Source organism: Saliphagus sp. GCM10025317 (assembly GCF_042663665.1).
In the GTDB taxonomy this organism is placed as follows: Archaea; Halobacteriota; Halobacteria; order Halobacteriales; family Natrialbaceae; genus Natronosalvus.
The window spans coordinates 426,049-450,511 of record NZ_JBHTAQ010000007.1 but is presented as its reverse complement, the minus strand read 5'-3'; the positions used below and the strand labels follow the sequence as shown (position 1 = coordinate 450,511).

The following is a 24,463-nucleotide window of genomic DNA, read 5'->3' as shown; positions in this document are numbered from 1 at the left end:
GCGGAGCAGGTCGAGACGATTCACTCCGCCAGCGCCTCGAGGTCGAACTCGAAGCCAGCGACGGGAACCTCGAGGTCGTGCTCGACGAGGACCTCCGGATGCAGTTCCCCGATGACGCCGACCTCCTCGCCGTCGATCACGACGGCCGCGGTCCGACCGGGGATGTACGACGGATGCTCCGTCGGTGGCGTCTCGAGGTCGCCGTCGAAGCTCCGGACGAGTGCCTGCAGGCGGGACTTTGCGTCCTCGTAGGCGGCGTCGTGGCGGGCGAGGACGGCGCCGACGTACCGTCCTTCGCCGACGCCCGTGTTCTCGGCGTCGTCGACCCGCGCGGCGAACCCGATCTCGGCCAGATCCTGGGGATACCGGCGGTGGGTGTTGTTCTCGAGGACCATCAGTAGCGAGGGCGTGATCCAGGTGCGCAGCATCGTGTAGTCCTCGCTGTAGGGTCCCTTGATCGTCGCGGGTTCGCCCGCGCCGTAGGCGCCGTCGTCGGGCTCGAGACCCATCCGATCGAAGTTCTCGTCCTCGCTGATCATGTGGAAGTTCAACAGGTCCTGGAAGCCGAGGCCGACCAGTCGGGTCCGAGCGGCGTTCTCGAGGCGGGAGCGCTCGTGGCGGCCGCCGATGGTCCCCACGTCGGGGTAGCGGGGCTCGAGGTCGTTGAAGCCGTAGGCGCGCCCGAGGTCGTCGATGACGTCGAGGGGGTGGAGTACGTCGACGCGGTAGGGCGGGATGGTGACCTCGTAGGCGAGGTCCTCGTGTTCGTCGCTCTCGGCGTTCTCGTTTCCTTCTTCACCCTCGCCGTCTGCGGCTCCCGCGGTTCCCGCAGGTTCCGCGGGTTCCGACCGGTCGGAGCGCTCGGCCTCGAGTCCCGAACGCTCGGCCAGATCGACCACCTTCTCGGGCTCGAGGTCGATCCCGAGGATGGACTCGATGCGGGCGTGGGGGACGGTCTTGGTCTTCGTCGAGAAGTCGGGACGGACGACTCGCTGGTCTGGATACTCGACCGCCACCTCCTCCACCGTCGCCCCGCGAGCCGACAGCGCGTAGCAGACGATGTTGAGCATCCGGTCGATCGTCCACTGGTCGGTCCCCGTCATCTCGACGAAGAGGTCGCGGGAGTCAGTCGAGATCTCCGTCCGGCGGCCGTTGATTACCGGCGGGAACGAGAACAGGCCCAGGTCGTCGTAGATGGCCGGGTAGCGCTCGTAGCCGCTCACGAGATCGGCGTACGTCTTGCCCGTCTGGTGTTCCTCGAGCACTTCTGCGGGCGTCAGTTCCCGATCCGAATCGAGGGGCACGAAGCGGTCCTCGTCGGGTTCGACGCCGACGTACTCGATGGTGGGGTTGCCCTCGGTTGCCGCGCTCCCTTTGAGCATGGTGAGGTCGTGAATCCCGATGGCCCCCTTCGCTCGCTTGCGCCCCATCGTCGCGTGCAGCTTCTCCTGGAGCTGGATCAGCGACTCGAGGGCCGCCTCGTCCAGGTCGACGTCCCGGATCACCGCGCCCGTGACGTACGGGCGCTCGTCGGGCACGGAGTCGTCGACGACGATGGTCCAGTCGTGGGCGTTCGTCGTCGGGACGTACACGCCGCGGGCGTCGCCGTACTGGTAGCGAAGCGAGCGGGCGACGCCCTCCACCGACAGTCGGTCGAGGCGGTCCGGGGCGAACTCGAGTTCGAACTCTCCCTCGTCCGTACGGCCCTCGTACTCGAGGCCGAGGCCGAACAGGTCCGACTTGAGTTCCTCGTCGCCTTTCTCCTCGTGGCCGGTCAGTTCGCGCAGTTCGTCGGGGTCGATTTCGACCGTTGGCATCAGTAGGTCACCTCCGTCTCGCGCAGCAGTTCCAGGTCACACAGCGTCCCGTGGATGTCCCGGATATCCTCGAAGCCGTACATCAACATGAGCAGGCGCTCGAGGGCGAGCCCCCAGGCCATCACGTCACAGTCGACGCCCAGCGGTTCCAGCATCTCCTCGCGGAAGATGCCAGAGTTGCCGATTTCCACCATCTCGCCCGTCGTCGGGTGCGTGCCGAACAGTTCGAACGACGGTTCAGTGTAGGGGTTGTAGTGGGGTTTGAACTCGATGTCCGTGATCCCAAACTGGGCGTAGAACTCCTCGAAGGTGCCCATCAGGTCCCGTACAGACAGGTTCTCGGCCATCACCCAGCCCTCGATCTGGAAGAACTCCAGTAAGTGGGTCGGATCCAGCGTATCGTTCCGGTACACCTTCTCCACGCTGAAGTACCGCTGTGGCGGCTCGAGGTCACCGATCTGGTGGCCCGACAGGTACCGCGCCGACAGCGACGTCGTGTGCCCGCGCAGCGCGATGGCCCGCGCGAAGTCCTCGTCCCACGGTGAGTTGTAGCCCTCGCCGTCCTCGCCGACGCCCTCGCGGTGGGCGCGCTCGACGCGCTCGACGAGGTCTTCGGGGAGGTGGTCGATGTGGGTCGGATGCTCGAGGGCGAACCGGTCCCAGTGCGTTCTCGCCGGGTGGTCCTGGGGCATGAACAGGCAGTCGTTGATCCAGAAGTCCGCGTCCGCGTGGGGGCCGTCCATCTCCTGGAAGCCCATGCCGACGAGGGTGTCCTTGACCCGTTCGGCCGTCTGGCGCAGGATGTGGACGCTGCCGCCGTCGACGGCCGCCGCGTCGGCCTCGACGTTGTACTCGGTGAACTCGGCGTCGCGCCAGTCGCCACTGGTCAGGAGGTCGGGGGTGACCTGGCCGACCGTCTCGGCCGTCTCGATGCCTGCCATCAACTCGGTGACGCCCGCCTCGGTGAGGGTCGCCTCGCGGACGGTCAACTCGCTTCGCTCGAGCAGACCTCGTCGCTCGAGGTGCTCGAGGGTGTCGTCGTCGATCTCTCCCGAACCGCCCCCGCTGTCGCCGTCAGCCAGCGACTCGAGCGCGCTCGCCTCGGCGTCCGATTCGGGGTCAGCGTTCGGATCGGCCGTGATCTCGCCGCCGTCGATTGCGCCGTAGCCCTTGCGCGCGTAGTTCGACAGCGCGATGTTGACCTGCGGCCCCTCGAGTCCGGACTGGCCGATGACGCGGCCCATCTCGACGGCCTCGTCGTCGGCCCCGGCCGCGAGGGCGGCCTCGTAGAGGCGCACCTCGGGAAGGCCGTCGGCGGCGTACTCGCGACCCTCGTCGGTGAGGGCGATCGTTTCGTCGACTCGCTCGGTGACGTCGACCAGACCCGCCTCCTCGAGTTCGAAGACCGCGCCGGTGACGGTCTCGGAGGGCAGGTCGGTCGCGTCGGCGAGGGCGTCGACGCTCCGTGCCTCGTCTGCGCTCGCGGCCTGGACGACCGCGGCCTGTGGTGTGGGTAGCTGCATTCGCTTGCTCGTATGACTGGGTGTCGGTCAGTTAGCGGTTCCGAAGTCGCGGCCCCAGCTACGCGAGTCGGGGCGTCCTCCGACCGGTTTCGACTCGAGGGTGATCGGTCCCGCTCGAGGTCCACCGGCCGGTCACCGGGTAAAAAAGCCGAATCCCGTACGACGGTTGGTCGGCTGAGCGTCGGTGCGGGCACGCAGTCGGGATTCGGGTGCCATACCCGCTACTGCGGCGAGTTGTGTCAAAAGCGTTGTGGTCAGGAGAGCGCTCGCTCGACCGCGGTGGCGACGCTGCGGGCCTTCTCGGCGAGTTCCGGCGAAATCTGGCCGGCATCGACGGCCGCCTCGAGTTCGTCCTCGTCGACGACCGCGACCGAACCGTCGGTCCAGCGGATCACGTCGACGTGAAGGTCGACGTACCGGGCGCTGTCGGGAAACAGTTCCACGGGGGTACAGACGTTGACGTAGGTGCCCTTCGTCGTCCCGTCGGCCGCCTTGTACGTCGTCGGGTACCACCAGCGCCCCTCCTTGAGTTTGGTGATCGCCACGTCGCCGTCCTCGATGGGCACCTCGAGGGCGTCGTAGGTCCCGCCCCCGCGCATGCTTCGCTCGAGTGTCAGGCTGCCGTCCTCGCTCCAGTCGGTGACCTCGCCGGTCCCGAGGGTGATGAGTCGACCGTCGGGCTTGCCGTGGCCGAGCGCGAGGCGGTCGCCCGCCGCCGGGCCGAATTGGCGGGAGACGGCGGCGAAGGGGAATTCCTCCTCACCCGTCGGCTCGGCGACGGCCTCGGCGAAGTCGACGGCCGCGCTCGCCGACCGGTCGCCAGCCTTGATCCGGTGGTGGCCGACCATCGTGGTCTCGGCGGTTCGTCGCACCTCGTCGAGGGCGAACCGCGACTCGCGGCCGAACCAGAGCCAGGCGGTTGCCTGCGGGTCGGCGAGTCGCGCGGGGTTGCCCGGTTCTCCGGGCACGTCCTCGAGATGGGCCTCGAGCGTCCGGGAACGAGAAACCGCGTCCTCGAGGGCCGCGGTCATCGCCTCAAGGTCGGCATCGACGGCGCTGCGGTGCCACCGGAGACCCCAACCGTTCGGAATCGAAGGCGAGAGCAGGTCCGTCATGCCGACGAGTTCCTCGGCCCGTGCCCCCTCGAAATCGGCACCGACGCCGTTTCGCTCCCGGGAGAGGGTACAGAGGCCGCCCTCGACGGCGAGTCCCGGTTGCAGGCGAGGAGCGTCGTCGTCCCACGGCGGCGTCGGCTCGCGGACCTGCAGGCGGTAGCGGTCGCCGGCATCGACGTAGCCGTCGGCGTCGTCGTACGCGAGGTAGCCCCGTCGTCCCTTGCCGAGGGAGACGGGAGTGCCGCGGCCGCCGTCGGCCTCGCGGACCGCGCCGTCGAACACCGCTCCTCGAGGGACGGGATCTGCCCAGGGGAACGTATCGATAGCCAGCGACTCGAGGTGCTCGAGCACGCGGTCGACGCACTCGGGGTCGCCCGACACCTCGAGTCCCTGGCGGTCGCGGGTCGTCTCGATTCTCACGTCGGCGGGCGCCGACGGGAAGTCGGTCTCGAACCGCGCACGGATGGGTTCCGAGGCCTGGACGACCGTATGGCCGGCCTCGAGCAGCCGCTGGGTCACGGCGGTGGTGTAGATACCGCGGACGCGAACGCGAACGTCGACGACGGTACCTGGATCCGCCGACCCGTCGGTGTCGCTACCCTCCTCGTTCATCGGAGCAGCTCCCGGTCGGCAGCGAATCGGACCCGGTCGTTGATCGAGGGGCCGAGCGTCAGTTCGACGTACTCGTCGTCGAGCACCCGACCGTCCTCAACATAGACGCCCCAGGTGTCGAACCGGAGCCAGCCGCGCATCTCGGCGGCGTGGGTGGTCAGGTCGAGGTCCTCTACGGCGTGCTCGGGGTACTCGGCGCTCGAGTGGGCCATGTCGAGATCCGAGTAGACGGTGCCGTGGCGCTCGAAGAACGACTCGAGGGCCGCGGCGTCTGTGGCGACGGCCTTGACGACGAGTTCCGAGGCCCGCTGGAGGTCGTCGGTCTCGAGTCCGACCTCCCGGAGGGCCCGCTGGGTTCGCTGATCGAAGTGCATAGACGACGGTTAGCACCGGGAGTGTTTGTGGATTGTGGGTTCGCGGCGAACGGCGACTCGAGTTTGTGAGTTCAGTGGTACGGACCCAACAGCAACAGCGGACACAGCGGCGGCTCGAGACGGCGGTGTTGGCAGCGACGGCTCGCTGTCGAAATCAGTCGTCGGCGTGAGCGCCGGTCAGCGAAGAATAGGTCGGTTCGGACGACAGGGACGTCGTCGGCGTCGGGTCGGCGTTGGGTCGGTCGGGTTCGATGCGTTCGGATTTGGTTTCGGGTTCAGGTTCGTCCTCGAGTCGTTTGGTCTCTTTCTTGAGTGTGCCGGCGATCGCCGGCGGAAGGTTTCGTACGTGTGTTGTGTCCTCCGGGGAGGGCGGCGACGTGAGGAGGACCCCACGGATGGGTCGAGTCATGGTCGAGGATGGGCATTCATTCCGCATAAAGCCGATCCTTAAACACCTATTGTCATATAATCCCATATAAGGTATTCGCGTCCACGAACGTATTTGATCGCTGGCTAGTGTATAAGGGATATGACCAGCAAGCGCGACCCAATCGAACGGGCGGCCGGCTCCTCGGCCGACCTCTACGACGTCTCGACCTGGGAACCTCGCTCGCGACTCGACCGTTTCGCCGCCTGGCTGTACGCCGCGATCAGTTACGGACTCCACGCCATCGTGCTCGCCGTCGCCCTGTTGATCACGATCTCGCTCCTGGCTTCGCCCACGTTTCTCGTGCTCGACGAGCCACTCATCGGCGCGTTCTTCGCTCTCTCGGTCGTCCCCGCCGCGCTCCTCGCCGCGTACATCTGGTACGCGGACATCACCACGAGCGAACCGCTCTCGCTCCTCGTCAGCACGTTCGTCCTGGCCGTCCTCTTCGCCACGTTCGCCGCCGTCACGAATACGTTCGCTGGCTCCTTCCTGCGGCCGGTCCCCATCGTCGGAACGATCCTCTTCTTCTACCTGATCGTCGGCCCCGTTGAGGAGGCGGTCAAACTCCTCGCCGTGCGCGTCTTCGCCTTCCGGAGCGACTCCTTCGACGCCGTCATCGACGGCGCCGTCTACGGGGCCGTCGCAGGGCTTGGCTTCGCCGCCATCGAGAACGCCCTCTACATCACCCAGTCCGTCGGCACCGTCGGCGCCGAGACCAGCCTGTTCGCCGCCGCGGGCGGGATCACGACGACCCGCGCGCTCGCCGGCCCCGGCCACGTCATCTACTCCGCCGTCGCCGGCTACTACCTCGGGCTCGCGAAGTTCAACCCGGCGAACGCCGGGCCAATCGTCGTCAAGGGCTTGCTCGTCGCCTCGTTCATCCACGCGACGTACAACGTCACCGTCCAGATCGTTCCGCCGGTGATCGCCGCACTCTGGGGGATCGGCCCCGCACTCGCGGTGATCGTCTACGTCGTCGTCTACGACGGACTGGCCGCCTTCTACCTCTACCGAAAACTCAATCGCTATCGACGAACCTACCGCGCCGTCCGCGACGACGGCGGCGACCACGGCGCCGAGATGACGGAGTTCGAACCGGGTCAGCGCTGACCACGCGAAATTGACTGCGTTCCGTTACTGCGTAGCCGCGAGGCGGTCGCGCTCGAGGTGTCCCTCGAGCAACCGCTCGACGTACTTCGCGAGGACGTCGACCTCGAGGTGGACGGGGTCGCCGGGCGATTTTTCCGAGAGCGTCGTCAGGTCGTAAGTCGTCGGGATGATCGCCACCGTCACCCGGCCGTCGTCGGTCAGGTCGGCCACGGTGAGGCTGATCCCGTCGAGCGTGATCGACCCCTTCTCGACGACGTAGCGGTCGTAGCCCGCGGGGAGGTCGAACTCGAAGAACCAGTCGTCGCCGACGGACTCCACGTCGCGAACGGTCGCGACACTGTCGACGTGCCCCTGGACGACGTGGCCGTCGAAGCGACCGTCAGCGGGCATCGCCCGCTCGAGGTTGACCGAATCCCCGACCGCGAGCGAGCCCAGGTAGGTCCGCTCGACGGTCTCGCTGGCGAGGAAGACCTCGAACCAGGTACCGGGTTCGAACGCCTCGACGGTCAGGCAGGCGCCGCTGACGCTGATCGACTGCCCGTGTGTGAGGTTCCTGGCGACTTCGTCCGCACCGATCCGGAGTCTAAGGCCCTCGTCCGTCTCGGTTCGATCGACGATTTCGCCCGTCTCCTCGACGATGCCGGTGAACATACTCGAGACTCGCGCGCTCGCGACCAAATACGTTCCGGATCTGTAATGCATCCCACATTCGTTACGGTTCTCGGGCGTAGTCGTCGTGTTTTTCCCGCTTCCCGACGAATAGACCCGCAATGGGTGGCCTCATCGATACGATCAAACTCGCCGGTATCCTCGTGTTCGCCATCCCCGCAGGACTCGCCGGACTCGAGCTCGCTCTGCGGGGAAACACGCTCGTCGGCGGCGCGCTCGTCGGCCTGGCAATCATGCTGGTCGTCATCGACCACTATCTGACGACGCCTGGCGACATTCCGGGGATGATCGCGAGTCAAGTGGCCGGAAAGGCGGTTCGGGACCCCGAAGAGTCAGAGGAGTGACGGTCGGAGTTCGGGCAAACGCCTCGGATGAAGGACCTGGCCGACGTCGACATCGGCGTCGACACTGATCACCGACCGAACGGGAGCGTCAGGGAGCGGACTCCGCAATGTCGTTGATCGCGTACACGCGAACGCTCGTTGGCCGCTTCGTGAACTGCCCGAGCAATCGCCCGACGAGGCGGTCGACCCCCGCGTCCGCGGCGACGTCGAGCAGTTGCTGACTCACGACCCCGTCGAAGAGCATCGTCGAGACCGAATCGGACTCTGCCGCCTCGAGCAACGCCTGGGCGTCGCTCGCCTCGCCTTCCTCGAGAACCTCGCCGTCGGCGTCGAGGAATCGAACGCGCTCGGTCCCGTTACGGATCACCTCGGTAGCGTGGTCGTAGACGGTTCGCGGTACTGGTTCCGCGGAATCGGTGGACGTCGCCCCGGATTTGGGAGCGGATTCGGTACCTGGAGCTGACGTCGAACCGTCGTCGACGTCTCCCTCGAGCGACGGTGAATTGGAATCGGAATCAGAATTAGAATCGGAATCAGCCTCGAGGCCCGGACTCGAGTCGGGCTGAACCGGGCCATCGGCTAATGATTCGGTGCTCGCCGGCGGCGCGGGCGTCTGGCTGCCGTCGGTCGCGGCGATCGCGTCCCGCGGCTCGTTGGCCCCGGAGACGGATTCGAAGGGGACCTTGTTTCGCAGGGCCGTGAACAGCTGGGTGTGATCGAGGTCCTCGACCGACGTCCCCGCCGGCGCGAACGTGACGTAGTCGATGTCGCCGACCTGGGAGAGTTCCTCGAAGATCAGGTCGCCGCCGCGATCGCCGTCGAGGAACACCGTGACCGTGCGATGGTGGGTGAGTTCGGCGACCGCGTCGGGGACGTTCGTTCCCTCGACGGCGATGGCGTTCTTGACGCCGTACTTGAGCATGGTGAGGACGTCCGAGCGCCCCTCGACGACGATGATGGCGTCGCTGTCGCCGACTCGCGGCCCGGCCGGCAGGCCCTCGAACTCGGTGATGTCCGCGACGCGGACGTACTCGCGCACCTCCTCGAGGATCTCGTCGGAGGACATGACGGAGTCGTCGAAGCCTGTCCGAAGGAGTTCCTTCGCCCGCTCGACGACGTCCTTGCGCTTTGCCGCGCGGACGTCCTCGATGTCGCCGACCTCAAGGTTCGCTCGGCAAGGGCCGACCCGGGTGATCGTCTCGAGGGAGGCTGCGAGCGTGGCGGTCTCGACCTTGTCGAGGCTGGTTGCGATCGTCAGGTGCCCCTGCGACGTTCCGCGAGTGCTGGTGATTTCGACGTCGATGTGCCCGACCTTGCCCGACTGGCGAAGTTCGCGGAGGTCGAGTTCGTCGCCGAGGAGACCCTCGGTCTGGCCGAAGATGGCGCCGACGACGTCGCTGCGCTCGACCACCCCGTCGGCCGTGACGTTCGCCCGGATGAGATATTTTGACGTGTCTTCCATGGGAGATCCGGTCCGCGTGGGACCTGCGGCGCGAACATCGCGCCCGTTGACTGTTTACTCGTATATAGGTACTCGACGGCAAATACCTGTTGACCGGCAGGTTCGCCTCGAAGGGCAGTTGATCCAGTCGAAACGTCGTCAGTCGGATGCCACACAGTGACACACCCCCAATGCCTTGATAGGCCCGTCGACTCGAGAGAACGTATGAGCGAGGAGACGCAGGACACCGGTTCGGGCGCCGAACGGTGCGAGCACGGCGGGCGTTCGGACCACAACGACGAAGACGACCCCACTCGAGCGCAGGACCTGTCATCGCTCGAGCCCGAAACCTACTACGACGAGTACGGCCACGAGGAGTGGGACCGCCTCGAGGCCACCCTGGGCGGCCACCTCGAGTTCGAGGGCACTACGACCTATCTCGAGCGCTACCTGCCGAACTCGGGCCACGTCCTGGACGCGGGCGGCGGTGCGGGGCGGTACGCCGTCTGGCTCGCCGAGCGCGGGTACTCGGTGACGCTCGTCGATCGTAGCCGTCGTCAGTGTGAGATCGCCCGAGAGAAGGTCCGCGAGCACGGCGTCGCCGACCGCGTGACGGTCGAGCACGCCGACCTACGCGCGCTGCCGTTCGCCGACGACCGGTTCGACGCCGTCTGCTGTACCGGCGGACCGCTCTCGCACCTCACCGACGAGGCCAGCCGAGAGCGGGCGCTTGCCGAACTCCGCCGCGTCGCTCGTCCCATGAGCCCCATCTTCGTCTCCGTCATGGGTCGACTCGCGGTCCTCCAGAACCTCGTCCGCTCCGCCGAGTACGCCCCTGGCGTCCCCGCGATGGTCGAGAGCGGCACCTACGACGCCGACTTCGCCCGCGAGCACCTCGCCCACCTCGAGGAACCCGGCTTCACCGCGTGTCACTTCTTCCGTGCTGCCGAACTCGAGGCCGTCCTCGAGTCGGCCGGATTCGAGGTCGAGGCGCTGGTCGGCCTTGAGGGAATTGCGGCGAACGTCGGCGAGCGACAAGATATAGAGGACCTCGAGTCGGATGTGATCGAGGCCGTCACCGAGGCCGTTCGCGGTCTGCGGACGGACCCCGCCGTCGTCGACTGGTCGAATCACATCCTGGCGGTCGCTCGAGTCTGAGTGCTCGCTATTGTTGTTGATCTACTTTACTATAGAATCAATAGCATTGGCGCCGCTCACTCGAGCGGCTTGGTCACCTTCGCGGGATTGGTGGGTTCGGTGAGGCGGACACGGCCGTCTCCGTGGACGCTGACCCGGTACCCTTCGTACGTGAATTCGAAGACCCTGTCCTCGAGGTCGACGCCGCTGTTTCGTGGACGGAACAGCGCGTTGAGCGCGTCCGGATCGATGACCTCGTAGATTGGCGGCATCTCGACCAGCGATCGCCCGGAGGCCGCGGCGACCAGGTCGACGATGGTCTCGACCGGCCCTTCCGCCGGATCGAACGACTCAGTGTGTGTGCGTTTCGTTCGATCGACAGTCGCGGAGGGAGGGAGCGAATCGTCAGCGGAATCCATACACGCATCCACTCGAGTCGCCCCCATGTCTCTGGTGCTGATTATATTGATTCTTTAAGTGCTACCTTTCGAGATGGCGTCACGATACCGCCTTCCCGAGGAGAGTGCGTGCGGGCACGACGAGTCGACGTTCGTGCGACTGAGGAGGGTCTACACGGCGTTTCGGAGAGCCTCGAGGGGGCAGTCGCACGACGAGGACGGACGCAACGTTCATAGTCGCCGACTGGAAAGACTACCGTATGGATTCGCTCCTCCGCCTCGCCGGACTCGGTCTCCTCGCCCTCGTGGTCCTCTGGGTCGTACTCGAGGTCGTCGTCGGCATCGTCTCGGCGGTCGTCAGTCTCGTGATCAGCCTCGTCGTCCTCGCCGTGGTGGTCGCGCTCGCGTACCTGGCGTACTCCGTGCTCGCGTAGGCGTCGGGGGCAGAAATCAGTACCAATCCCTATCTCAATCTCAGTTTCAGTCTCAGCCTCAATCTCAGTTTTTCGCCGACTCGAGCAACTCGATCGCCTCGGCCCGGAGTTCGTCCGCCCGGTCGGCAGACCGCGCCTCGGCCGTAACCCGAATCAGCGGCTGTGTGCCGCTCGCTCGGAGCAGGAACCAGCCGTCGCCGCGGTCGACGCGCACGCCATCGAGAGTGTCGACGTCGTCGTAGCGCTCGAGGACCGACTCCGCAACTGCGTTCATCACGGCGCCCTTTCGGTCGACCTCGAGGGAATCCCGCCGGATGGGATAGGTGTCGACGCTATCGACGAGCGCCGAGAGCGGACCGGATTCGGCGACCAGTTCGACGAGTTTCGCGGCCGCGAGCGGCCCGTCCGGACAGAGCGTTTCCGCGGGCCAGATCCAGGCGCCGCTGGGTTCGCCGCCGAAGACGACGTCCGCGTCGGTCGCCCGCTCGGCCACGTAGACGTCGCCGACCGGCGTCTTCGTGAGGGACGCACCGACGGCAGCCAGCGCGTCGTCGACGGTCAGGCTGGTGTCGACCGGCGCGGCCACCCGGTCGCCCTCGCCCGCAGCCTCCCGGGCGAACAGCGCGAGCAGGACGTCCTTCGGGACGAACCGCCCCGTCTCGTCGACCGCGACCATCCGGTCGGCGTCCCCGTCGTGGGCGATACCGAGGTCGGCGTCCGTCGCGGCGACCGTCTCGAGCAGCGTCTCGAGGGTTTCCTCGTTCGGTTCGCTCGGCCGGCCGGGGAACGAGCCGTCTGGCTGGCCGTTGAGCGTCGTGACCGTACAGCCGAGGTCGGCGAGCACGTCCGCGGTGACTCGCCCCGCGCCGTTCCCGAGGTCGAGCACGATTGAGAGCGGCGTCTCGAGCGAGACGGCCTCCCGGATGGCGTCGGCGTGATCCGTGGCGGCGTCCTGGTACGCGCGGACGGTGCCGTGGCCGTCCCAGCCTGCGAGGTCGTAGTCGCCCCGCTCGATGCGGGCCGAAATCGCGTCTCGCTGGTCGGGTCCGAACGCCTTCCCGGAGGGGGCCCAGAGCTTGATTCCGTTGTCGGTCGCCGGGTTGTGCGAGGCTGTGATGACAACGCCCGCATCGGCCTCGAGCGTGCCGACAGCGCGGGCGACGGTGGGCGTGGCTGCGAGTCCGAGGTCGACGACGTCCGCGCCGCACTCGCGGAGGCCGGCCTCGAGCGCCCGGCCGAGGACCCTGCCGCTCTCCCTGGCGTCGCGGCCGAGGATGACCCGTTCGTAGCCCTCGGAGGCGACCGCTCGGCCGACCGAGAGCGCGAGTTCGGCCGTGACTTCCTTACCCACGGCACCGCGAATACCGCTCGTTCCGAACATAGCGAGGAGTGTGACGTACGGTTACGTTATACTGTCGATTGGACCTGTCGAGAGCGCCGGCGACTGCCGGCGCTCGAGGGTATATCTCGAGAGGCATTCGTCGCTACGATCGAAGAAAGTCGAAGAGGCGATAGGGTTTCGAGCGAAGCGGTCGTCAGTCGCTGGTTTCGTTTTCCGTGGCCTTGTCTGTTTCGTTAGTGTCGTCTGTGTCGTTGGTGTCGTCGGTGCCGTCAGACCCGGAGGTATCGTCAGACCCGGAGGTATCGTTCGATTCGTCGGTCTCGTTGGTATCCTCGGTGTCGTCAGCGTCACCGTCTGTGCCGTCTGTCTCGTCACTCTCGCTGGAATCGTCGGCCTCGTCAGACTCGGTCTCGTCCGTCTCCTCACTCGAGTCCTCCCCACTCGAGTCGGACTCCACGTCCGGGTTGAAGTGGATGTTTTTGGAGACCGCACCGTAGATGTCGTCGTACTGTTTGTCTTCGTCCATCAAGAAGACCTCGACGGTCAGGCGCTCGTTTTCGCCGAACTCCTCGAGACCGCCTGGCCGGACCTCGATGTGGAACGTCCCGTTTTCGGTCATCTTGACCTGACCGGTGCGTTCGACGATCTTCCGGTTGCCTTCCCCTTCGTTGATCTTGACGAAGAAGTACGGCTCACCGATGACGTTACCGTACTCCGGTGGGTCGACGTCCTCCATGCTCGTGTTGGCGACGACCTCGATGTTGAAGTCCGAGTAGCCCTCGCCGTTTTCTGCCTCTACTTTGTCGACGAACTCGACGCTCTTGATCCGGGTCGAGCTCTCGTCTTTCCATTCGAGCGGCATGTTCGGCTGCTGTGGCGGTGACCAGCTGGACTGGGTCGACTCGTCGTCTTCCCCGTCGTCGGTGGAACCGTCACCGTTTGCGTCGTCGGTGGAATCATCCTCGTCCGAGTTGTCTTCGGCATCCTGGCTCTCGTTCGGCGAATCGTTCTCGTCGGTATCGTTCTCTGACGTGTTCTCCGACGGATCCTCTCCGTCGGGCTGTGTCTCGTTCGGCGAGTCGCCCGCGCCGAACCCCCCGAGGGACGTACACCCCGAGAGGGCGACGAGCAAGACGACGCCGATCACAGCGAGTTTTCTGAACTGCATCGTGGACGTCTGTATCGGCTTCCGTCACATCATTATAGCCCTGATAAGTCACCTTGGTCGCCATATAACCACTTCATAGTCGAGTTCACCGACGGGGAAAACCGTGTCCGGAGACCGGTTCGGGTGTTTGCCGAGGCTCGAGCGACAGCGCATGAACGGGGTCGAATCGAGACGGCGCGTCACTCGAGCCGACCGCCATCAGATTGCCTCCAGAACCGATCGTCCTCAGACCGTCTCCGGGAGCCACCCGCCGTCGACCTCGAGGTTCTGACCGCTCACGTAGTCGCTCTCCGGGTCGACGAAGAACAGGAGCGGACGGACGAGGTCGTCGAAACTGGCGGGGCGGTCCCGAGGGATCTCCTCGGGGAACGCCTCGGAGTTCTCGACGACGTACGGCGAGATGGCGTTCACGGTGATGCCGTCATCCTGGGTGTCGGCGGCGAGCATCCGCGTAAACATGATCACGCCCGCTTTGGCGACGAAGTACGGGAAATTCACCGGGTTGACGAGTCCCTTCTCGCTCGAGGCGTTGCCGAGGTTGACGATGCGGCCGAACCCGTTCTCGCGCATGCCGGGGAGGGCGCGCTTCGAGCAGAGGTAGGTGCCGTTGAGGTTCGTCTCCAGGACGCGGTTCCAGGTCTCGAACTCGAGATCGGCCCAGTGTGTGGGCGCGAAGTCGCCGACGTTGTTCACCAGTACGTCGACGGTCCCCAGGTCGTCCTCGACGCTCGAGAACAGGTCGTCGACGCTTCCGGGGTCGGTTACGTCGCCGCGAACCGTCGTGACGGCCTCGGCGCCGCGGTCTCGAGCCTCGTCGGCGACCGACCTGGCGGCCGCGTCGCTGGTGTGATAGTGGACGGCCGTCTTCGCGCCGCGTTCGGCCAGCGCCAGCAGGAACGCCCGACCGATGCCGCGAGCGCTGCCGGTGACCAGTACGGTTCGACCGGTAAGGTCTGGTTCCTCCATATCCCATCCTCGCTCAGGAGCACGAAAAGTCGCCGGGGTCGGCAGGTGAAAGTTTTTACTCAATATTGAGTAAGAGTATGAACGCTTAAGGTAGTGGAGGGTATACGTACTGAATATGACGCTCGAAACAATCCTGCTCGCGGTTGGTCCGGGCGATGCCGAACGGACTGACGCACTCGCCGAGGCAGTCATCGAAGTCGCAGCACCCGCAGAGTCGACGGTCGTACTCGCCCACGTCTTCACCGACGACGAGTACGAGAAGGTCCTGGACCAGCTCTCCTTCGACCCCGAGGTCGAGGAGGCCGATCCGAACGAGGTCGCCGGCCGACACGCGACCATCCGCGACCTGCGGCAGCCGCTCGACGACGCGGGCGTGAGCTACGATGTTCGCGGCTCGGTGGGCGATCACGGCAAGGCGATCGTCGACCTGGCGACCGACGTGAACGCCAACCGCGTCGTCGTCGGCGGGCGAAAACGCTCCCCGACCGGGAAGGCCGTCTTCGGCTCGACCGCCCAGGAAGTGTTGCTCTCGGCGCCCTGCCCCGTGACGTTCGTCCGCAGTTCCGACTGATCGAGTCCCGGTTTTGGACCTCGAGTGACCGGCCACGGTGAACGAGCCGTCGCTCCGGCGTTCTCGAGCGGCCCAGTTCTCTTTCGGAGAGCCACCCCGCCGGATTATGACGTCGTCTGTGGTGTGACGGGTATGGACGCACTACTTACCCACAAAACCGCCGTCGTCCCTCGCGGCGCTCCCCGCACGTCGCTCGAGGCGACGAATAAACCGTCCGTCGCGTGAAAAGCGTTCCCTCACGTTTTATCGCCCGGGAGTCCTTGCCACGAGAGTATGAACTGGCGGGACGCAGAACGCGAGTACGACGACGCGGTCATCGGCACGACCAGCCTGGGTCGGCTGTTCGAGGACGCCGCCGAACGACACCCCAATCGCCCGGCACAGCGCTACAAGGGCGGGGTCTACGACCGCTCGCTCACCGGTGGGGTGCTGCGGGCCGCTGCCGACGGCGAGTTCCGCGCGATTTCGTACGCCGAAATGCGCAACGTCGTCCGGAAGCTTGCGGCCGGATTTCGCGACCTCGGCGTCGACCACGGCGACCGGATCGGCATCTTCGCCGACACCCGCATGGAGTGGGCCCAGACCGACTTCGCCCTGCTGTCGGCCGGCGCGGTTGTCACGACCGTCTACCGCAACTCGTCGCCCGATCAGGTCCGTTACCTGCTCGACGATCCCGGGGCGACGGGCGTCGTCGTCGAGAACGAAGCCCTGCTCGAGCGCGTCCTCGAGGTGGAGGAGGACCTCAATCTCGAGTTCGTCGTCTCCATGGACGACCTCTCGGATGCGTACGACGACCGCGACGACGTCTACACCCTCGCGGATGTCTACGCGCGCGGGGAGGAAACCTTCGACCTCGAGGCCTACCAGAGTTGGGTCGACGAACCCGGAACGGACGACCTGGCGAGTCTGATCTACACCAGCGGGACGACCGGCCAGCCGAAGGGCGTGCAGTTGACCCACGGCAACTTTCGAGCGAACGTCAACCAGATTCGCAAGCGCTACGGGCCGCGGTCGGACAAGTCCCCCGACTTACCGGTGATCGACGAGTCGGTGCAGACGGTCTCGTTCCTGCCGCTGGCCCACGTCTTCGAGCGCACCGCGGGACATTTCCTGATGTTCGCCAGCGGTGCCTGCGTCGCCTATGCCGAAAGCCCCGACACCCTGCAAGAAGACTTCAGCGCGGTTCGGCCGAACTCGGCGACGAGCGTGCCGCGGGTCTACGAGAAGATCTACGACGCCATCCGCGAACAGGCGAGCGAGTCCGCGATCAAGGAACGGATCTTCCACTGGGCAACCGACGTGGGCGTCGAGTACGCCGAGGCGGACGCGCCAGGACCGGCTCTCCGGGCGAAACACGCCCTCGCGGACCGGCTCGTCTTCTCGCAGGTCAAGGAGGCCCTCGGCGGCAACGTCGAACTCCTCATCAGCGGCGGGGGGAGCCTCTCGAAGGACCTCTGTACGCTCTATCACGGGATGGGCTTGCCCATCTACGAGGGGTACGGCCTGACCGAGACCGCCCCCGTGGTGACGGTCAACCCGCCCGAGGAACCCAAAATCGGGACGATCGGTCCCGCGCTGCCCGACGTCACGCTTCGCATCGACGAGTCCGTCGCCGACCAGGATGTCTTCGACGACCCGGGCCAGGTCGGGGAGTTGCTCGTCCGGGGACCGAACGTGACCGAGGGATACTGGAACAAGCCGAGCGCTACCGACCGGGCGTTTCTCGAGAGCGAGGACGGGGATGGGGACAAAGAAGACGACCAGGGACGCTGGTTCCGCACCGGCGACATCGTCCACCTGCGCCCGGACGGTTACGTCGAATTCCGCGAGCGGGTCAAACAGATCCTCGTGCTCTCGACGGGGAAGAACGTCGCCCCTGCCCCCATCGAGGACGCCTTCGCCGCCAGCGAGGTCGTCGAGCAGTGCATGGCCGTCGGCGACGGCGAGAAGTTCGTCGGCGCGCTCGTCGTCCCGAACCTCGAGCACGTCCGCGAGTGGGCCGACCGCGGGGGAATCGACCTCCCCGAGGACGCCGAAGCCGTCTGCGAGGACGAGCGCGTTCGGTCCTACGTCGGCGAGGAAGTCGACGCGGTGAACGAGAACTTCGAGAAACACGAGACGATCAAGCAGTTCCGCCTCGTCCCCGTCGAGTTCACCGAGGAAAACGAGATGCTGACGCCGACGATGAAGAAGAAACGTCGCGTTATCCTCGAGCGCTTCGACGACCGGGTCGACGAACTCTACGCCGACGCCTGACCGGGATTTCGACGCTCTCGACCCCGCCCTGGTTCGTTCTTCCGTTCCGCCGTCAGTTGATCGTCGTCCGTTGGCAGCAGGGCGCCGCCGCCGTCCAAGCGCCGTCGCCATTCAAGCGCCGCTACCGCCCGAACCACTCAAAACAGCCGAATAGTTCAAGAGGTGGCATGTGCATTGAGGAACCATACCATGGGATGGAGGGAATCCGAACGACAGTTCGACGACGACGTACTCGAGATGGACACACTGGGACAGCTGTTCGCGAAGACGGTCGAGCGCAACAGGGACGCGCCGGCCCAGCGCTACAAGGGCGGAATTTACGACCGCTCACTCGCGGGCCCGGTGGTCGATCCCGCACCCGACGGCGATTACGCGGTGCTCAGCTACGCCGAGATGGGGGCGATTGTCGAGCGACTCGCGACCGGGTTTCGCGACCTCGGCGTCGACGCCGGTGATCGCGTCGCCATATTCGCCGGGACACGCATGGAGTGGGCCCAGACCGACTTCGCGCTGCTCTCCGCCGGCGCCGTGGTCACCACTGTCTACCGCAACTCGTCGCCCGATAAGGTCCGCTACTTGCTCGACGACCCAGGGGCGACTGGCGTCGTCGTCGAGAACGAAGCACTGCTCGAGCGCGTCCTCGAGGTGGAAGACGACCTCGACCTCGAGTTCGTCGTCTCGATGGATACGCTCTCCGACACGTACGACGACCGCGACGACGTCTACACCCTCGCCGATGTCTACGCCCATGGAGATGAGGCCTACGACGAGGAGGCCTATCAGGGCTGGCTCGCCGAACGCACGCCGGACGATCTGGCGAGTCTGATCTACACCAGCGGGACGACCGGCCAGCCGAAGGGCGTGCAGCTGACCCACCGGAACTTCCGGGAAAACGTCAACCAGACCTACCGGCGGTTCGGGCCGCGTCCGGGGAAACCGGCGGGGACGCCCTCGATCAACAGCAACACACAAAGCGTATCGTTCCTCCCACTGGCCCACGTCTTCGAGCGCACCGCGGGACACTTCCTGATGTTCGCCAGCGGAGCCTGCGTCGCCTACGCCGAGAATTCGGACACGCTCAAGGAGGACTTTCAACTCGTCTCGCCGACGACGGCGACGAGCGTGCCGCGGGTCTACGAGAAGATTTACGACGCCATCCGCGAACAGGCGAGCGAATCGCCGATCAAGGAGCGCATCTTCGAGTGGGCGACCGACGTCAGCCGGGCGTACTACCGCGCCGACAGCCCCGGACCCGGCCTGAAGCTGAAGATGGCGGTCGCCGACACGCTGGTCTTCTCGCAGGTCAAGGAGGCCCTCGGCGGCAACATCGACATGCTCGTCAGCGGTGGCGGGACCCTCTCGGCCGAGCTCTGTACGCTCTATCACGGGATGGGGCTGCCTATCTACGAGGGGTACGGCCTGACCGAGACCGCCCCCGTGGTCACGACCAATCCGCCCGAAGAGCCCAAGATCGGGACGATCGGCCCCGCCCTCGTCGACACCGATCTGAAGGTCGACGAGACCGTCGTCCCCGAGGAGAGCACCGACACCACCATCGGCGAGACTGGCGAGTTGCTCGTCAAGGGCCCACAGGTCGCGAAGGGGTACTGGAACAAGCCCGAGAAGACCGCCGAGGCGTTCGTCGAGGACGACGAGGGACGGTGGTTCCGCACCGGCGACATCGTCACCATCCGGCCCGACGGCTACCTCGTCTTCCACGAGCGCTCGAAACAGATGCTCGTCCTCTCGACGGGGAAGAACGTCGCCCCCGCCCCCATCGAGGACAGCTTCGCCCAGAGCCAGGTCGTCGAACAGTGCATGGTCGTCGGCGACGGCGAGAAGTTCGTCGGCGCACTCATCGTCCCCAACTTCCAGTACCTGCGGGACGAACTCGAGCTCGAGGACGACGCGCGAATCGTCGACAGCGAGGCCGCTCACGACCTCGTCCAGGCGGAGATCGACGCGGTGAACGAGAACTTCGAGAAACACGAGCAGATCAAGCGCTTCCAGCTCGTGCCCGAGGAGTTCACCGAGGAAAACGAGATGCTGACGCCGACGATGAAGAAGAAGCGCCGGGTGATCCTCGAGAAGTTCGACGAGGAGGTGGCAGACATCTATCCCGAGCGCGCGTCGGATCGGCCGGCCGAGGCGGCCGACTGAGCGGGCGATCGCGAGCACCGTTCTAGCTATACTATCTATAGTACGTTGGTAGTGACCAGTCGAGAAGTATAACTGAGTGGTTTCGGTAGTGAATACATCGACGAATGAACGTTCGACTACGGGACGAGGGGTGGGTGCGCCGCCGCGGCGTCGCCGTCCGGGGCCAGGCGTTCGAGGGGACGGACCTCCTCGAGGCGCCGGCCATCGCCGAGCGGTTCGCACGGGCGCTCGAGGGCGGAGCCAGCCGGAATCAAGACGGGGACGCTCACCTCGAGGCCGTCGCCGACTGCGCCAACTCCCTCGAGGGATTCTTCGCGGCGGTCGTCGGGCTCGACGCCGACCAGACGTACCTCGTCGCTGACGGCGCTCGCTCGATTCCCCTCTGGTACGACGCCGCCGGATCCGTCGTCAGCGACCGCGGCTGGGCCGTCAGGGACGCGGTCGACGCGCCTCGAGACCCGGTCACCGAGCGCGAGTTCCTCCTGACGCGGTACGTGACCGGTCCCGACACCATCTGGCAGGACGTGTTCGCCGTGCAACCGGGTGAAGTGGTTCGGCTCGAGTCGAGCGACGTCGACGGTGCCCCCGACGACACCGGCGACGGCGACCGAACCGTCACTCGCCACACCTACCGCGAGTACTGGCCCGCCGCCGAGACGCCGACCGCCGAGGACGAGTGTTCAGGCGACCAACTCGAGATTCCTCTCGCGCGCCTCGAGGCCGGCCTCCAGACCGCGCTCGACCGACTCGAAATCGTCGCCGGTGACCGCCCCGTCGTCCTCCCGCTCTCGGGCGGGTACGACTCCCGACTGCTCGCCGCAGCCCTCGTCGAGCGTGGACGAGAGGTGATCGGCTTCACCTTCGGCCGCTCGGGCCACCCCGACGTCGAGGTCAGCCGGGAGGTCGCGGCCGAACTCGGGATCCGCTGGGAGTTCTACCCTTACTTGCGAGCGATGTGGCGGGAGCAGTACCACGGCGAGGCCGGCCGCCACTACCGGGAGTGGGCCTTCGGTGGGGACGCCCTCCCGTTTCTGGCCGAGTGGCCCGCCGTCCACGGGTTGCTCGAGGACGGCCGGCTTCCAGAAGACGCGCTCTACTGTCCAGGTCACACCGTGGCGACACCCAGCGAACGACTGCCGCGGTTCGTCGGGGAGCCCCCGTACGCACCCGTTCGGAGGGCTGTCGGGTGCGGGCCCGCCGTGGATGCCGACGAACGGGGAACCGTCGACGAAGCACTCGAGACGACCGACCCCACGCTCGAGGCGCTGGTCGAGTACGTCCTCGAGACGCACTACGTGCTCTGGGATATGGACGACGCCGTGAATGGACCCACGGACGACCGAGAAAACATCCAGGACGCGTTTCGTGAACGCATTCGACGCGGCCTCCTCGGCCACCGAGACCCTGAGACGATCTCGGACCCCGCGACGGCCGCCGCAGCCTACGAGCGCTGGGAGTGGCGCGGGCGCATGTCGACGTTCACCAACGGCGACTGCCGGGTCTACGAGGACGCCGGCCTCGGGTGGTGGCTCCCGCTGTGGGATCCCGCCTACGTTCGGGCCTGGGAGGCGGTCCCCCTCGCCTTCCGCCGCGGAAAGGGACTCCACGCCGACCTCGCCACGGCCGTCTACTGGCGGGTCGCCGGTATCGCTCACGACCGGGCCGCGGTGACGGATCGAACGCTCGAACCCGAAGATCGCTTGCTCTCGCTCGTCCGTCACACCCCCGCTCGGCAGTTCCTCGAGCGAGGTGGCGACTGGGCGCCGCCGTTTCTGGCCCCGCGCGAACAGTGGCGCGAACCCGGCTCCCACCCGCTCGCCTGGCACGGAATCGTCGACGACGCGATTCTCGAGGCCGCCCCCTCGAGCCGAAACCTCTACGCGCTGCGGACGCTGGCGCGGGTCGAGGGCGTCGACCTCGGGGATCCGTCGTGGCTCGCCGACGTGGGCGAGACGTGGTTCGAGTGATCGTCGCTCTCGAGTGACTCGAGGAGTTAGAACAGAAGGGTAAACAGGAGGTCCCCGTAGACGAGCGCGACGACCAGCCCTGCGAAGATCGGCACCAGGAACGGCGTTCCCGGCGAGATCCAGACGACGTCGCGTTCGGCGAGGACCTCGAGGCCGTCGCGGAGGCTGTCAGGATCGGTGCCGTAGGCCGTGCCGTCGATGTCCTCGAGGAACGCTTCGGCGCACCAGGGGTCCTCGACTTCGACGTCGGCTGGTGCGTCGGTATCGCGCTCGAGGCTGTCCTGGACGCGACTCGACCCGCCGTCGCTCCGAACCTCGGCCGTCACCGCGCCGTCGGTCGGCGGATTCGGCTCGTCGGGGAGGCTCGCCGGGTCGCGATACGTCTCCGGGTCTGCCCGGAGTTCCTCGAGGCTGAGCCCCCGCCAGCGAAGGTACATCCGGAGGGCGTCGAGGTCGAGGCCGCTCAGGGACCGCCCCGATGGGGCGTCCAGGAGTCGTCCGTGGGTGCTCGAGACGGTCCGCCAGTTGACCGGCCAGCCGATGAACATCACTGGCGCGATCCGCCCGGCGGCGGCGTTTCGAATCGCGAGGACGACCGGGATGAGGACGCCGAGGAGGACCGCGTTAGTCAGGATGGCGAGCGAGAACGCGCTGGCGATCTCTGGGGTGACGACAGGGAGCGTCCACGAGCCGATTTCGTAGGCAGGATACGTCGGAAACAGCAACGCGAGCACCAGCAAGGCCTTCGCGTCGGCACCGCCGAAACCGCCGAACCACCAGAAGAGGTACGCGAGCGGGACGACGACCCCGAGACTCAGCGCCGAGGGGACGAGAAACTCGTGACTCCAGACGACCCCGCCGGCCCGGTAGGCGACCCAGCCGTCCCAGACGAACAGGACTGCGGCGAGCGCCGACAGCGGAATCCAGACCGAACTCGAGATCCGGCGGGTCTTCACGTCGCGGACGGCCGCCCAGGCGAAGACGGGGACGGCGACGAGCCGGAGGAGGTCGGGTGTCGAGGCGATCGGGACGACGTCGTACACGTTCGCTACGGCGTCCCGATGGGTGGTAGGTGTTACGGCTGCGGCTCGGTAACAACGTCAATCGCTGGGTGCTTAGAACCCGTGTCGATCCTCGAGCAACACGAGTTGCGTCCGGTCCTCGACCCGTTCTCGCTCGAGCGAGACCAGTTTCCCGACGGTACTCCCCTGCCCGTAGACCTCCTCCGCGCGGGCGTCCTCGAGCGGCAGGGCGAACTCCCGAACGCGCTCGACGGCGGCGGCCCAGCTGGGTTCGATTTTGTTCGCACTTCCGACGAGTACGAGGCGTTCCGCGGCGAACGGCCAGGCGCTCACGGCGTTGCCGAGCGCGTTCGCGCCGAGGAGTTCGCCGCTCCGGGCGATGGCGTTGACGCTGTCGAAGAAGACGTCGGCGGTGGCGGCCTCGCGGCGCGCGTCCGCGCGCTCCTCGTCGTCGTCGATGTCGGCGATCCGGTTGCCGAGGTACTCGAACCCGTCGGCCGCTTCGAGAACGTCCGTGAAGCTGATCTCCTCCAACGTCGTGGAGTGTCCGTCCATCACCGTCGCCCCCTCCGGGATTTGATCGACGAGGTGGTCGCGGGCCGCCTCGGCCGATTCGAACCGGTGGACGTCGACGTTTCCCTCCTCGACGTTCGAAATCGTCTCCTCGATCACGTCCTCGTCGGGTACCTGATCGAAGCGGTCCTCCTCGAGATCCAGTTCGTCGTCGAAGTCGTCTTTCGTGTAGTAGTCGTCCGTCATGGGGTGTGTTTGGCGGTCACGTACGCGGTTTCGTCCTGTCTCAGACACGTTCACCTTCGCGTTCATCCGTCGTCCGGCCCGGCCGCGAACTCCTCGACGATCGCCGCACAGAACGCCTCGAGGTCGTCCGGGTTCCGGCTGGTGACGAGTCCGTCGTCGACGACGACCTCCTCGTCGACCCACTCCCCGCCCGCGTTCTCGACGTCCGTCCGCAGGCTGGGATAGGAGGTGAGCGTTCGCCCCTCGACGACGTCCGCCTCGACCAGCGTCCACGGGCCGTGACAGATGGCGCCCGCGGGATTGCCCGCCTCGATGTGCTCCCGGAGGAGGGCGACCGCGTCCTCGTCCGCGCGGAGTTTGTCCGCACCGACGGTCCCGCCGGGGACGATCAGCCCGTCGAACTCCTCGGCGGAGACGTCGTCGAACGATCGATCGACCTCGTACGATTCGCTCCCCTCGAGGTCGTCGTTGACCGTCTGGCCCGCCTCGCGGTCGACGCCGAGCACTTCGACCGCGGCGCCAGCGTCGGCGACGGCCTGTTTCGATTCGATGAACTCGACTTCCTCAGTGCCGGCCGGTGCGAGAAAGATGCCGACCGTCACGTCCTCGAGTCGATTTTCGGTTTCGCTCATCGCCGGTTGTTCGATACAGGCGGGGAAAACGGCCGGCCCTGTCTGTGAAAGGTCGCGTCAGCCCTTCGTCGGGGTCTCGAGAGTGGTGGTTCTTCGACGCACTCGACGAAGGCTGGTACCTCGAGAAGCCATGCGTATACAGGGACCGGGCACAAGCGCACGGTTGGTGTGGTGAGCGATAGACGCATAGCGGCGTCGAACACCCTCCGTCGAATA

Annotated in this window: 22 protein-coding genes; 8 read left to right on the top strand and 14 right to left on the bottom strand. The window is 66.4% G+C overall.

The annotated features are described in order from the left end of the window. Window positions 1-20 precede the first annotated feature (20 nt). From ACFQS4_RS16755 to ACFQS4_RS16735, 5 genes are all read right to left on the bottom strand, one after another. Window positions 21-1,817 carry a tRNA ligase subunit PheS family protein gene (locus ACFQS4_RS16755; protein ID WP_500194599.1) on the bottom strand — a complete coding sequence of 599 codons (1,797 nt, stop codon included), beginning with the start codon at window positions 1,815-1,817 and terminating at the stop codon, window positions 21-23. Beyond that, window positions 1,817-3,340: a phenylalanine--tRNA ligase subunit alpha gene (pheS, locus tag ACFQS4_RS16750; RefSeq protein WP_500194597.1), complete on the bottom strand. Its 1,524-nt coding sequence runs from the start codon at window positions 3,338-3,340 to the stop codon at window positions 1,817-1,819. The genes ACFQS4_RS16755 and pheS overlap by 1 nt, the downstream gene beginning before the upstream one ends. Window positions 3,341-3,594: 254 nt before the next feature. Next, a complete protein-coding gene (locus ACFQS4_RS16745; protein WP_500194595.1) occupies window positions 3,595-5,067 on the bottom strand; it encodes a ribonuclease FAU-1 family protein in 1,473 nt (490 codons plus the stop codon). Then, complete coding sequence (locus ACFQS4_RS16740) at window positions 5,064-5,441, bottom strand: DUF7532 family protein (RefSeq protein WP_500194593.1); 378 nt, start codon at window positions 5,439-5,441, stop codon at window positions 5,064-5,066. The genes ACFQS4_RS16745 and ACFQS4_RS16740 overlap by 4 nt, the downstream gene beginning before the upstream one ends. 154 nt (window positions 5,442-5,595) lie before the next feature. Then, complete coding sequence (locus tag ACFQS4_RS16735) at window positions 5,596-5,850, bottom strand: hypothetical protein (protein WP_500194591.1); 255 nt, start codon at window positions 5,848-5,850, stop codon at window positions 5,596-5,598. Between the two features lie 120 nt (window positions 5,851-5,970). Between ACFQS4_RS16735 and ACFQS4_RS16730 the strand changes: the two genes are divergently transcribed. Continuing rightward, window positions 5,971-6,981 (top strand): PrsW family intramembrane metalloprotease, encoded by a 1,011-nt coding sequence (locus ACFQS4_RS16730; RefSeq protein WP_500194589.1) that lies wholly within the window; start codon window positions 5,971-5,973, stop codon window positions 6,979-6,981. 24 nt (window positions 6,982-7,005) lie between these two features. On the opposite strand, the gene ACFQS4_RS16725 is transcribed toward ACFQS4_RS16730, so the two are convergent. Then, window positions 7,006-7,632, bottom strand: a complete 627-nt coding sequence (locus ACFQS4_RS16725; RefSeq protein ID WP_500194587.1) for a riboflavin synthase — start codon at window positions 7,630-7,632, stop codon at window positions 7,006-7,008. A 119-nt stretch (window positions 7,633-7,751) separates the two neighbouring features. Between ACFQS4_RS16725 and ACFQS4_RS16720 the strand changes: the two genes are divergently transcribed. Continuing rightward, complete coding sequence (locus tag ACFQS4_RS16720; protein ID WP_500194585.1) at window positions 7,752-7,994, top strand: DUF7533 family protein; 243 nt, start codon at window positions 7,752-7,754, stop codon at window positions 7,992-7,994. An 88-nt stretch (window positions 7,995-8,082) separates the two neighbouring features. Here the strand turns inward: ACFQS4_RS16720 and dnaG are convergent, their stop codons facing one another. Beyond that, window positions 8,083-9,456, bottom strand: coding sequence for a DNA primase DnaG (dnaG, locus tag ACFQS4_RS16715; protein WP_500194583.1), 1,374 nt, complete (start codon window positions 9,454-9,456; stop codon window positions 8,083-8,085). 204 nt (window positions 9,457-9,660) lie between these two features. Here dnaG and ACFQS4_RS16710 point away from each other — a divergent pair, with 204 nt between their 5' ends. Beyond that, window positions 9,661-10,593, top strand: a complete 933-nt coding sequence (locus ACFQS4_RS16710; RefSeq protein ID WP_500194580.1) for a class I SAM-dependent methyltransferase — start codon at window positions 9,661-9,663, stop codon at window positions 10,591-10,593. Between the two features lie 56 nt (window positions 10,594-10,649). Here the strand turns inward: ACFQS4_RS16710 and ddfA are convergent, their stop codons facing one another. Next, window positions 10,650-10,991, bottom strand: coding sequence for a DdfA family disk-determining factor (gene ddfA, locus ACFQS4_RS16705; RefSeq protein ID WP_500194578.1), 342 nt, complete (start codon window positions 10,989-10,991; stop codon window positions 10,650-10,652). 239 nt (window positions 10,992-11,230) lie between these two features. On the opposite strand from ddfA, the gene ACFQS4_RS16700 reads away from it, so the two are divergent. Then, window positions 11,231-11,404 carry a hypothetical protein gene (locus tag ACFQS4_RS16700; protein WP_500194576.1) on the top strand — a complete coding sequence of 58 codons (174 nt, stop codon included), beginning with the start codon at window positions 11,231-11,233 and terminating at the stop codon, window positions 11,402-11,404. 64 nt (window positions 11,405-11,468) lie between these two features. On the opposite strand, the gene glmM is transcribed toward ACFQS4_RS16700, so the two are convergent. The 3 genes from glmM to ACFQS4_RS16685 all read right to left on the bottom strand — a co-directional run bounded on the left by glmM (window position 11,469) and on the right by ACFQS4_RS16685 (window position 14,880). Further along, on the bottom strand, window positions 11,469-12,785 hold the full coding sequence (gene glmM / locus ACFQS4_RS16695) for a phosphoglucosamine mutase (RefSeq protein WP_500194574.1): 1,317 nt from the start codon (window positions 12,783-12,785) through the stop codon (window positions 11,469-11,471). A 154-nt stretch (window positions 12,786-12,939) separates the two neighbouring features. Continuing rightward, window positions 12,940-13,914 carry a hypothetical protein gene (locus tag ACFQS4_RS16690; protein WP_500194571.1) on the bottom strand — a complete coding sequence of 325 codons (975 nt, stop codon included), beginning with the start codon at window positions 13,912-13,914 and terminating at the stop codon, window positions 12,940-12,942. Window positions 13,915-14,139: 225 nt separating this feature from the next. Next, window positions 14,140-14,880, bottom strand: coding sequence for an SDR family NAD(P)-dependent oxidoreductase (locus ACFQS4_RS16685; RefSeq protein WP_500194569.1), 741 nt, complete (start codon window positions 14,878-14,880; stop codon window positions 14,140-14,142). Window positions 14,881-14,995: 115 nt separating this feature from the next. Between ACFQS4_RS16685 and ACFQS4_RS16680 the strand changes: the two genes are divergently transcribed. From ACFQS4_RS16680 to ACFQS4_RS16665, 4 genes are all read left to right on the top strand, one after another. Further along, window positions 14,996-15,451: a universal stress protein gene (locus ACFQS4_RS16680; protein WP_500194566.1), complete on the top strand. Its 456-nt coding sequence runs from the start codon at window positions 14,996-14,998 to the stop codon at window positions 15,449-15,451. A 273-nt stretch (window positions 15,452-15,724) separates the two neighbouring features. Beyond that, complete coding sequence (locus ACFQS4_RS16675) at window positions 15,725-17,707, top strand: AMP-dependent synthetase/ligase (RefSeq protein WP_500194563.1); 1,983 nt, start codon at window positions 15,725-15,727, stop codon at window positions 17,705-17,707. Window positions 17,708-17,896: 189 nt separating this feature from the next. Continuing rightward, the gene (locus ACFQS4_RS16670) at window positions 17,897-19,867 is read left to right on the top strand and encodes an AMP-dependent synthetase/ligase (RefSeq protein ID WP_500194561.1); all 1,971 of its coding nucleotides are present in this window, start codon (window positions 17,897-17,899) and stop codon (window positions 19,865-19,867) included. A 104-nt stretch (window positions 19,868-19,971) separates the two neighbouring features. Then, complete coding sequence (locus ACFQS4_RS16665) at window positions 19,972-21,834, top strand: asparagine synthase-related protein (RefSeq protein WP_500194559.1); 1,863 nt, start codon at window positions 19,972-19,974, stop codon at window positions 21,832-21,834. Between the two features lie 26 nt (window positions 21,835-21,860). On the opposite strand, the gene ACFQS4_RS16660 is transcribed toward ACFQS4_RS16665, so the two are convergent. The 3 genes from ACFQS4_RS16660 to ACFQS4_RS16650 form a co-directional block, all read right to left on the bottom strand. Continuing rightward, complete coding sequence (locus ACFQS4_RS16660; protein ID WP_500194557.1) at window positions 21,861-22,877, bottom strand: A24 family peptidase C-terminal domain-containing protein; 1,017 nt, start codon at window positions 22,875-22,877, stop codon at window positions 21,861-21,863. A 72-nt stretch (window positions 22,878-22,949) separates the two neighbouring features. Then, the gene (locus ACFQS4_RS16655) at window positions 22,950-23,615 is read right to left on the bottom strand and encodes an LUD domain-containing protein (RefSeq protein ID WP_500194555.1); all 666 of its coding nucleotides are present in this window, start codon (window positions 23,613-23,615) and stop codon (window positions 22,950-22,952) included. Between the two features lie 62 nt (window positions 23,616-23,677). Beyond that, window positions 23,678-24,247 (bottom strand): type 1 glutamine amidotransferase domain-containing protein, encoded by a 570-nt coding sequence (locus tag ACFQS4_RS16650; protein ID WP_500194553.1) that lies wholly within the window; start codon window positions 24,245-24,247, stop codon window positions 23,678-23,680. Window positions 24,248-24,463 lie beyond the last annotated feature (216 nt).

What these genes read in the sequence shown, in the direction of transcription:
- ACFQS4_RS16755 (WP_500194599.1), bottom strand. Translation starts at nt 1,817, where the DNA reads ATGCCAACGGTCGAAATCGACCCCGACGAACTGCGCGAACTGACCGGC.
- pheS (WP_500194597.1), bottom strand. Translation starts at nt 3,340, where the DNA reads ATGCAGCTACCCACACCACAGGCCGCGGTCGTCCAGGCCGCGAGCGCA.
- ACFQS4_RS16745 (WP_500194595.1), bottom strand. Translation starts at nt 5,067, where the DNA reads ATGAACGAGGAGGGTAGCGACACCGACGGGTCGGCGGATCCAGGTACC.
- ACFQS4_RS16740 (WP_500194593.1), bottom strand. Translation starts at nt 5,441, where the DNA reads ATGCACTTCGATCAGCGAACCCAGCGGGCCCTCCGGGAGGTCGGACTC.
- ACFQS4_RS16735 (WP_500194591.1), bottom strand. Translation starts at nt 5,850, where the DNA reads ATGACTCGACCCATCCGTGGGGTCCTCCTCACGTCGCCGCCCTCCCCG.
- ACFQS4_RS16730 (WP_500194589.1), top strand. Translation starts at nt 5,971, where the DNA reads ATGACCAGCAAGCGCGACCCAATCGAACGGGCGGCCGGCTCCTCGGCC.
- ACFQS4_RS16725 (WP_500194587.1), bottom strand. Translation starts at nt 7,632, where the DNA reads ATGTTCACCGGCATCGTCGAGGAGACGGGCGAAATCGTCGATCGAACC.
- ACFQS4_RS16720 (WP_500194585.1), top strand. Translation starts at nt 7,752, where the DNA reads ATGGGTGGCCTCATCGATACGATCAAACTCGCCGGTATCCTCGTGTTC.
- dnaG (WP_500194583.1), bottom strand. Translation starts at nt 9,456, where the DNA reads ATGGAAGACACGTCAAAATATCTCATCCGGGCGAACGTCACGGCCGAC.
- ACFQS4_RS16710 (WP_500194580.1), top strand. Translation starts at nt 9,661, where the DNA reads ATGAGCGAGGAGACGCAGGACACCGGTTCGGGCGCCGAACGGTGCGAG.
- ddfA (WP_500194578.1), bottom strand. Translation starts at nt 10,991, where the DNA reads ATGGATTCCGCTGACGATTCGCTCCCTCCCTCCGCGACTGTCGATCGA.
- ACFQS4_RS16700 (WP_500194576.1), top strand. Translation starts at nt 11,231, where the DNA reads ATGGATTCGCTCCTCCGCCTCGCCGGACTCGGTCTCCTCGCCCTCGTG.
- glmM (WP_500194574.1), bottom strand. Translation starts at nt 12,785, where the DNA reads ATGTTCGGAACGAGCGGTATTCGCGGTGCCGTGGGTAAGGAAGTCACG.
- ACFQS4_RS16690 (WP_500194571.1), bottom strand. Translation starts at nt 13,914, where the DNA reads ATGCAGTTCAGAAAACTCGCTGTGATCGGCGTCGTCTTGCTCGTCGCC.
- ACFQS4_RS16685 (WP_500194569.1), bottom strand. Translation starts at nt 14,880, where the DNA reads ATGGAGGAACCAGACCTTACCGGTCGAACCGTACTGGTCACCGGCAGC.
- ACFQS4_RS16680 (WP_500194566.1), top strand. Translation starts at nt 14,996, where the DNA reads ATGACGCTCGAAACAATCCTGCTCGCGGTTGGTCCGGGCGATGCCGAA.
- ACFQS4_RS16675 (WP_500194563.1), top strand. Translation starts at nt 15,725, where the DNA reads ATGAACTGGCGGGACGCAGAACGCGAGTACGACGACGCGGTCATCGGC.
- ACFQS4_RS16670 (WP_500194561.1), top strand. Translation starts at nt 17,897, where the DNA reads ATGGGATGGAGGGAATCCGAACGACAGTTCGACGACGACGTACTCGAG.
- ACFQS4_RS16665 (WP_500194559.1), top strand. Translation starts at nt 19,972, where the DNA reads ATGAACGTTCGACTACGGGACGAGGGGTGGGTGCGCCGCCGCGGCGTC.
- ACFQS4_RS16655 (WP_500194555.1), bottom strand. Translation starts at nt 23,615, where the DNA reads ATGACGGACGACTACTACACGAAAGACGACTTCGACGACGAACTGGAT.
- ACFQS4_RS16650 (WP_500194553.1), bottom strand. Translation starts at nt 24,247, where the DNA reads ATGAGCGAAACCGAAAATCGACTCGAGGACGTGACGGTCGGCATCTTT.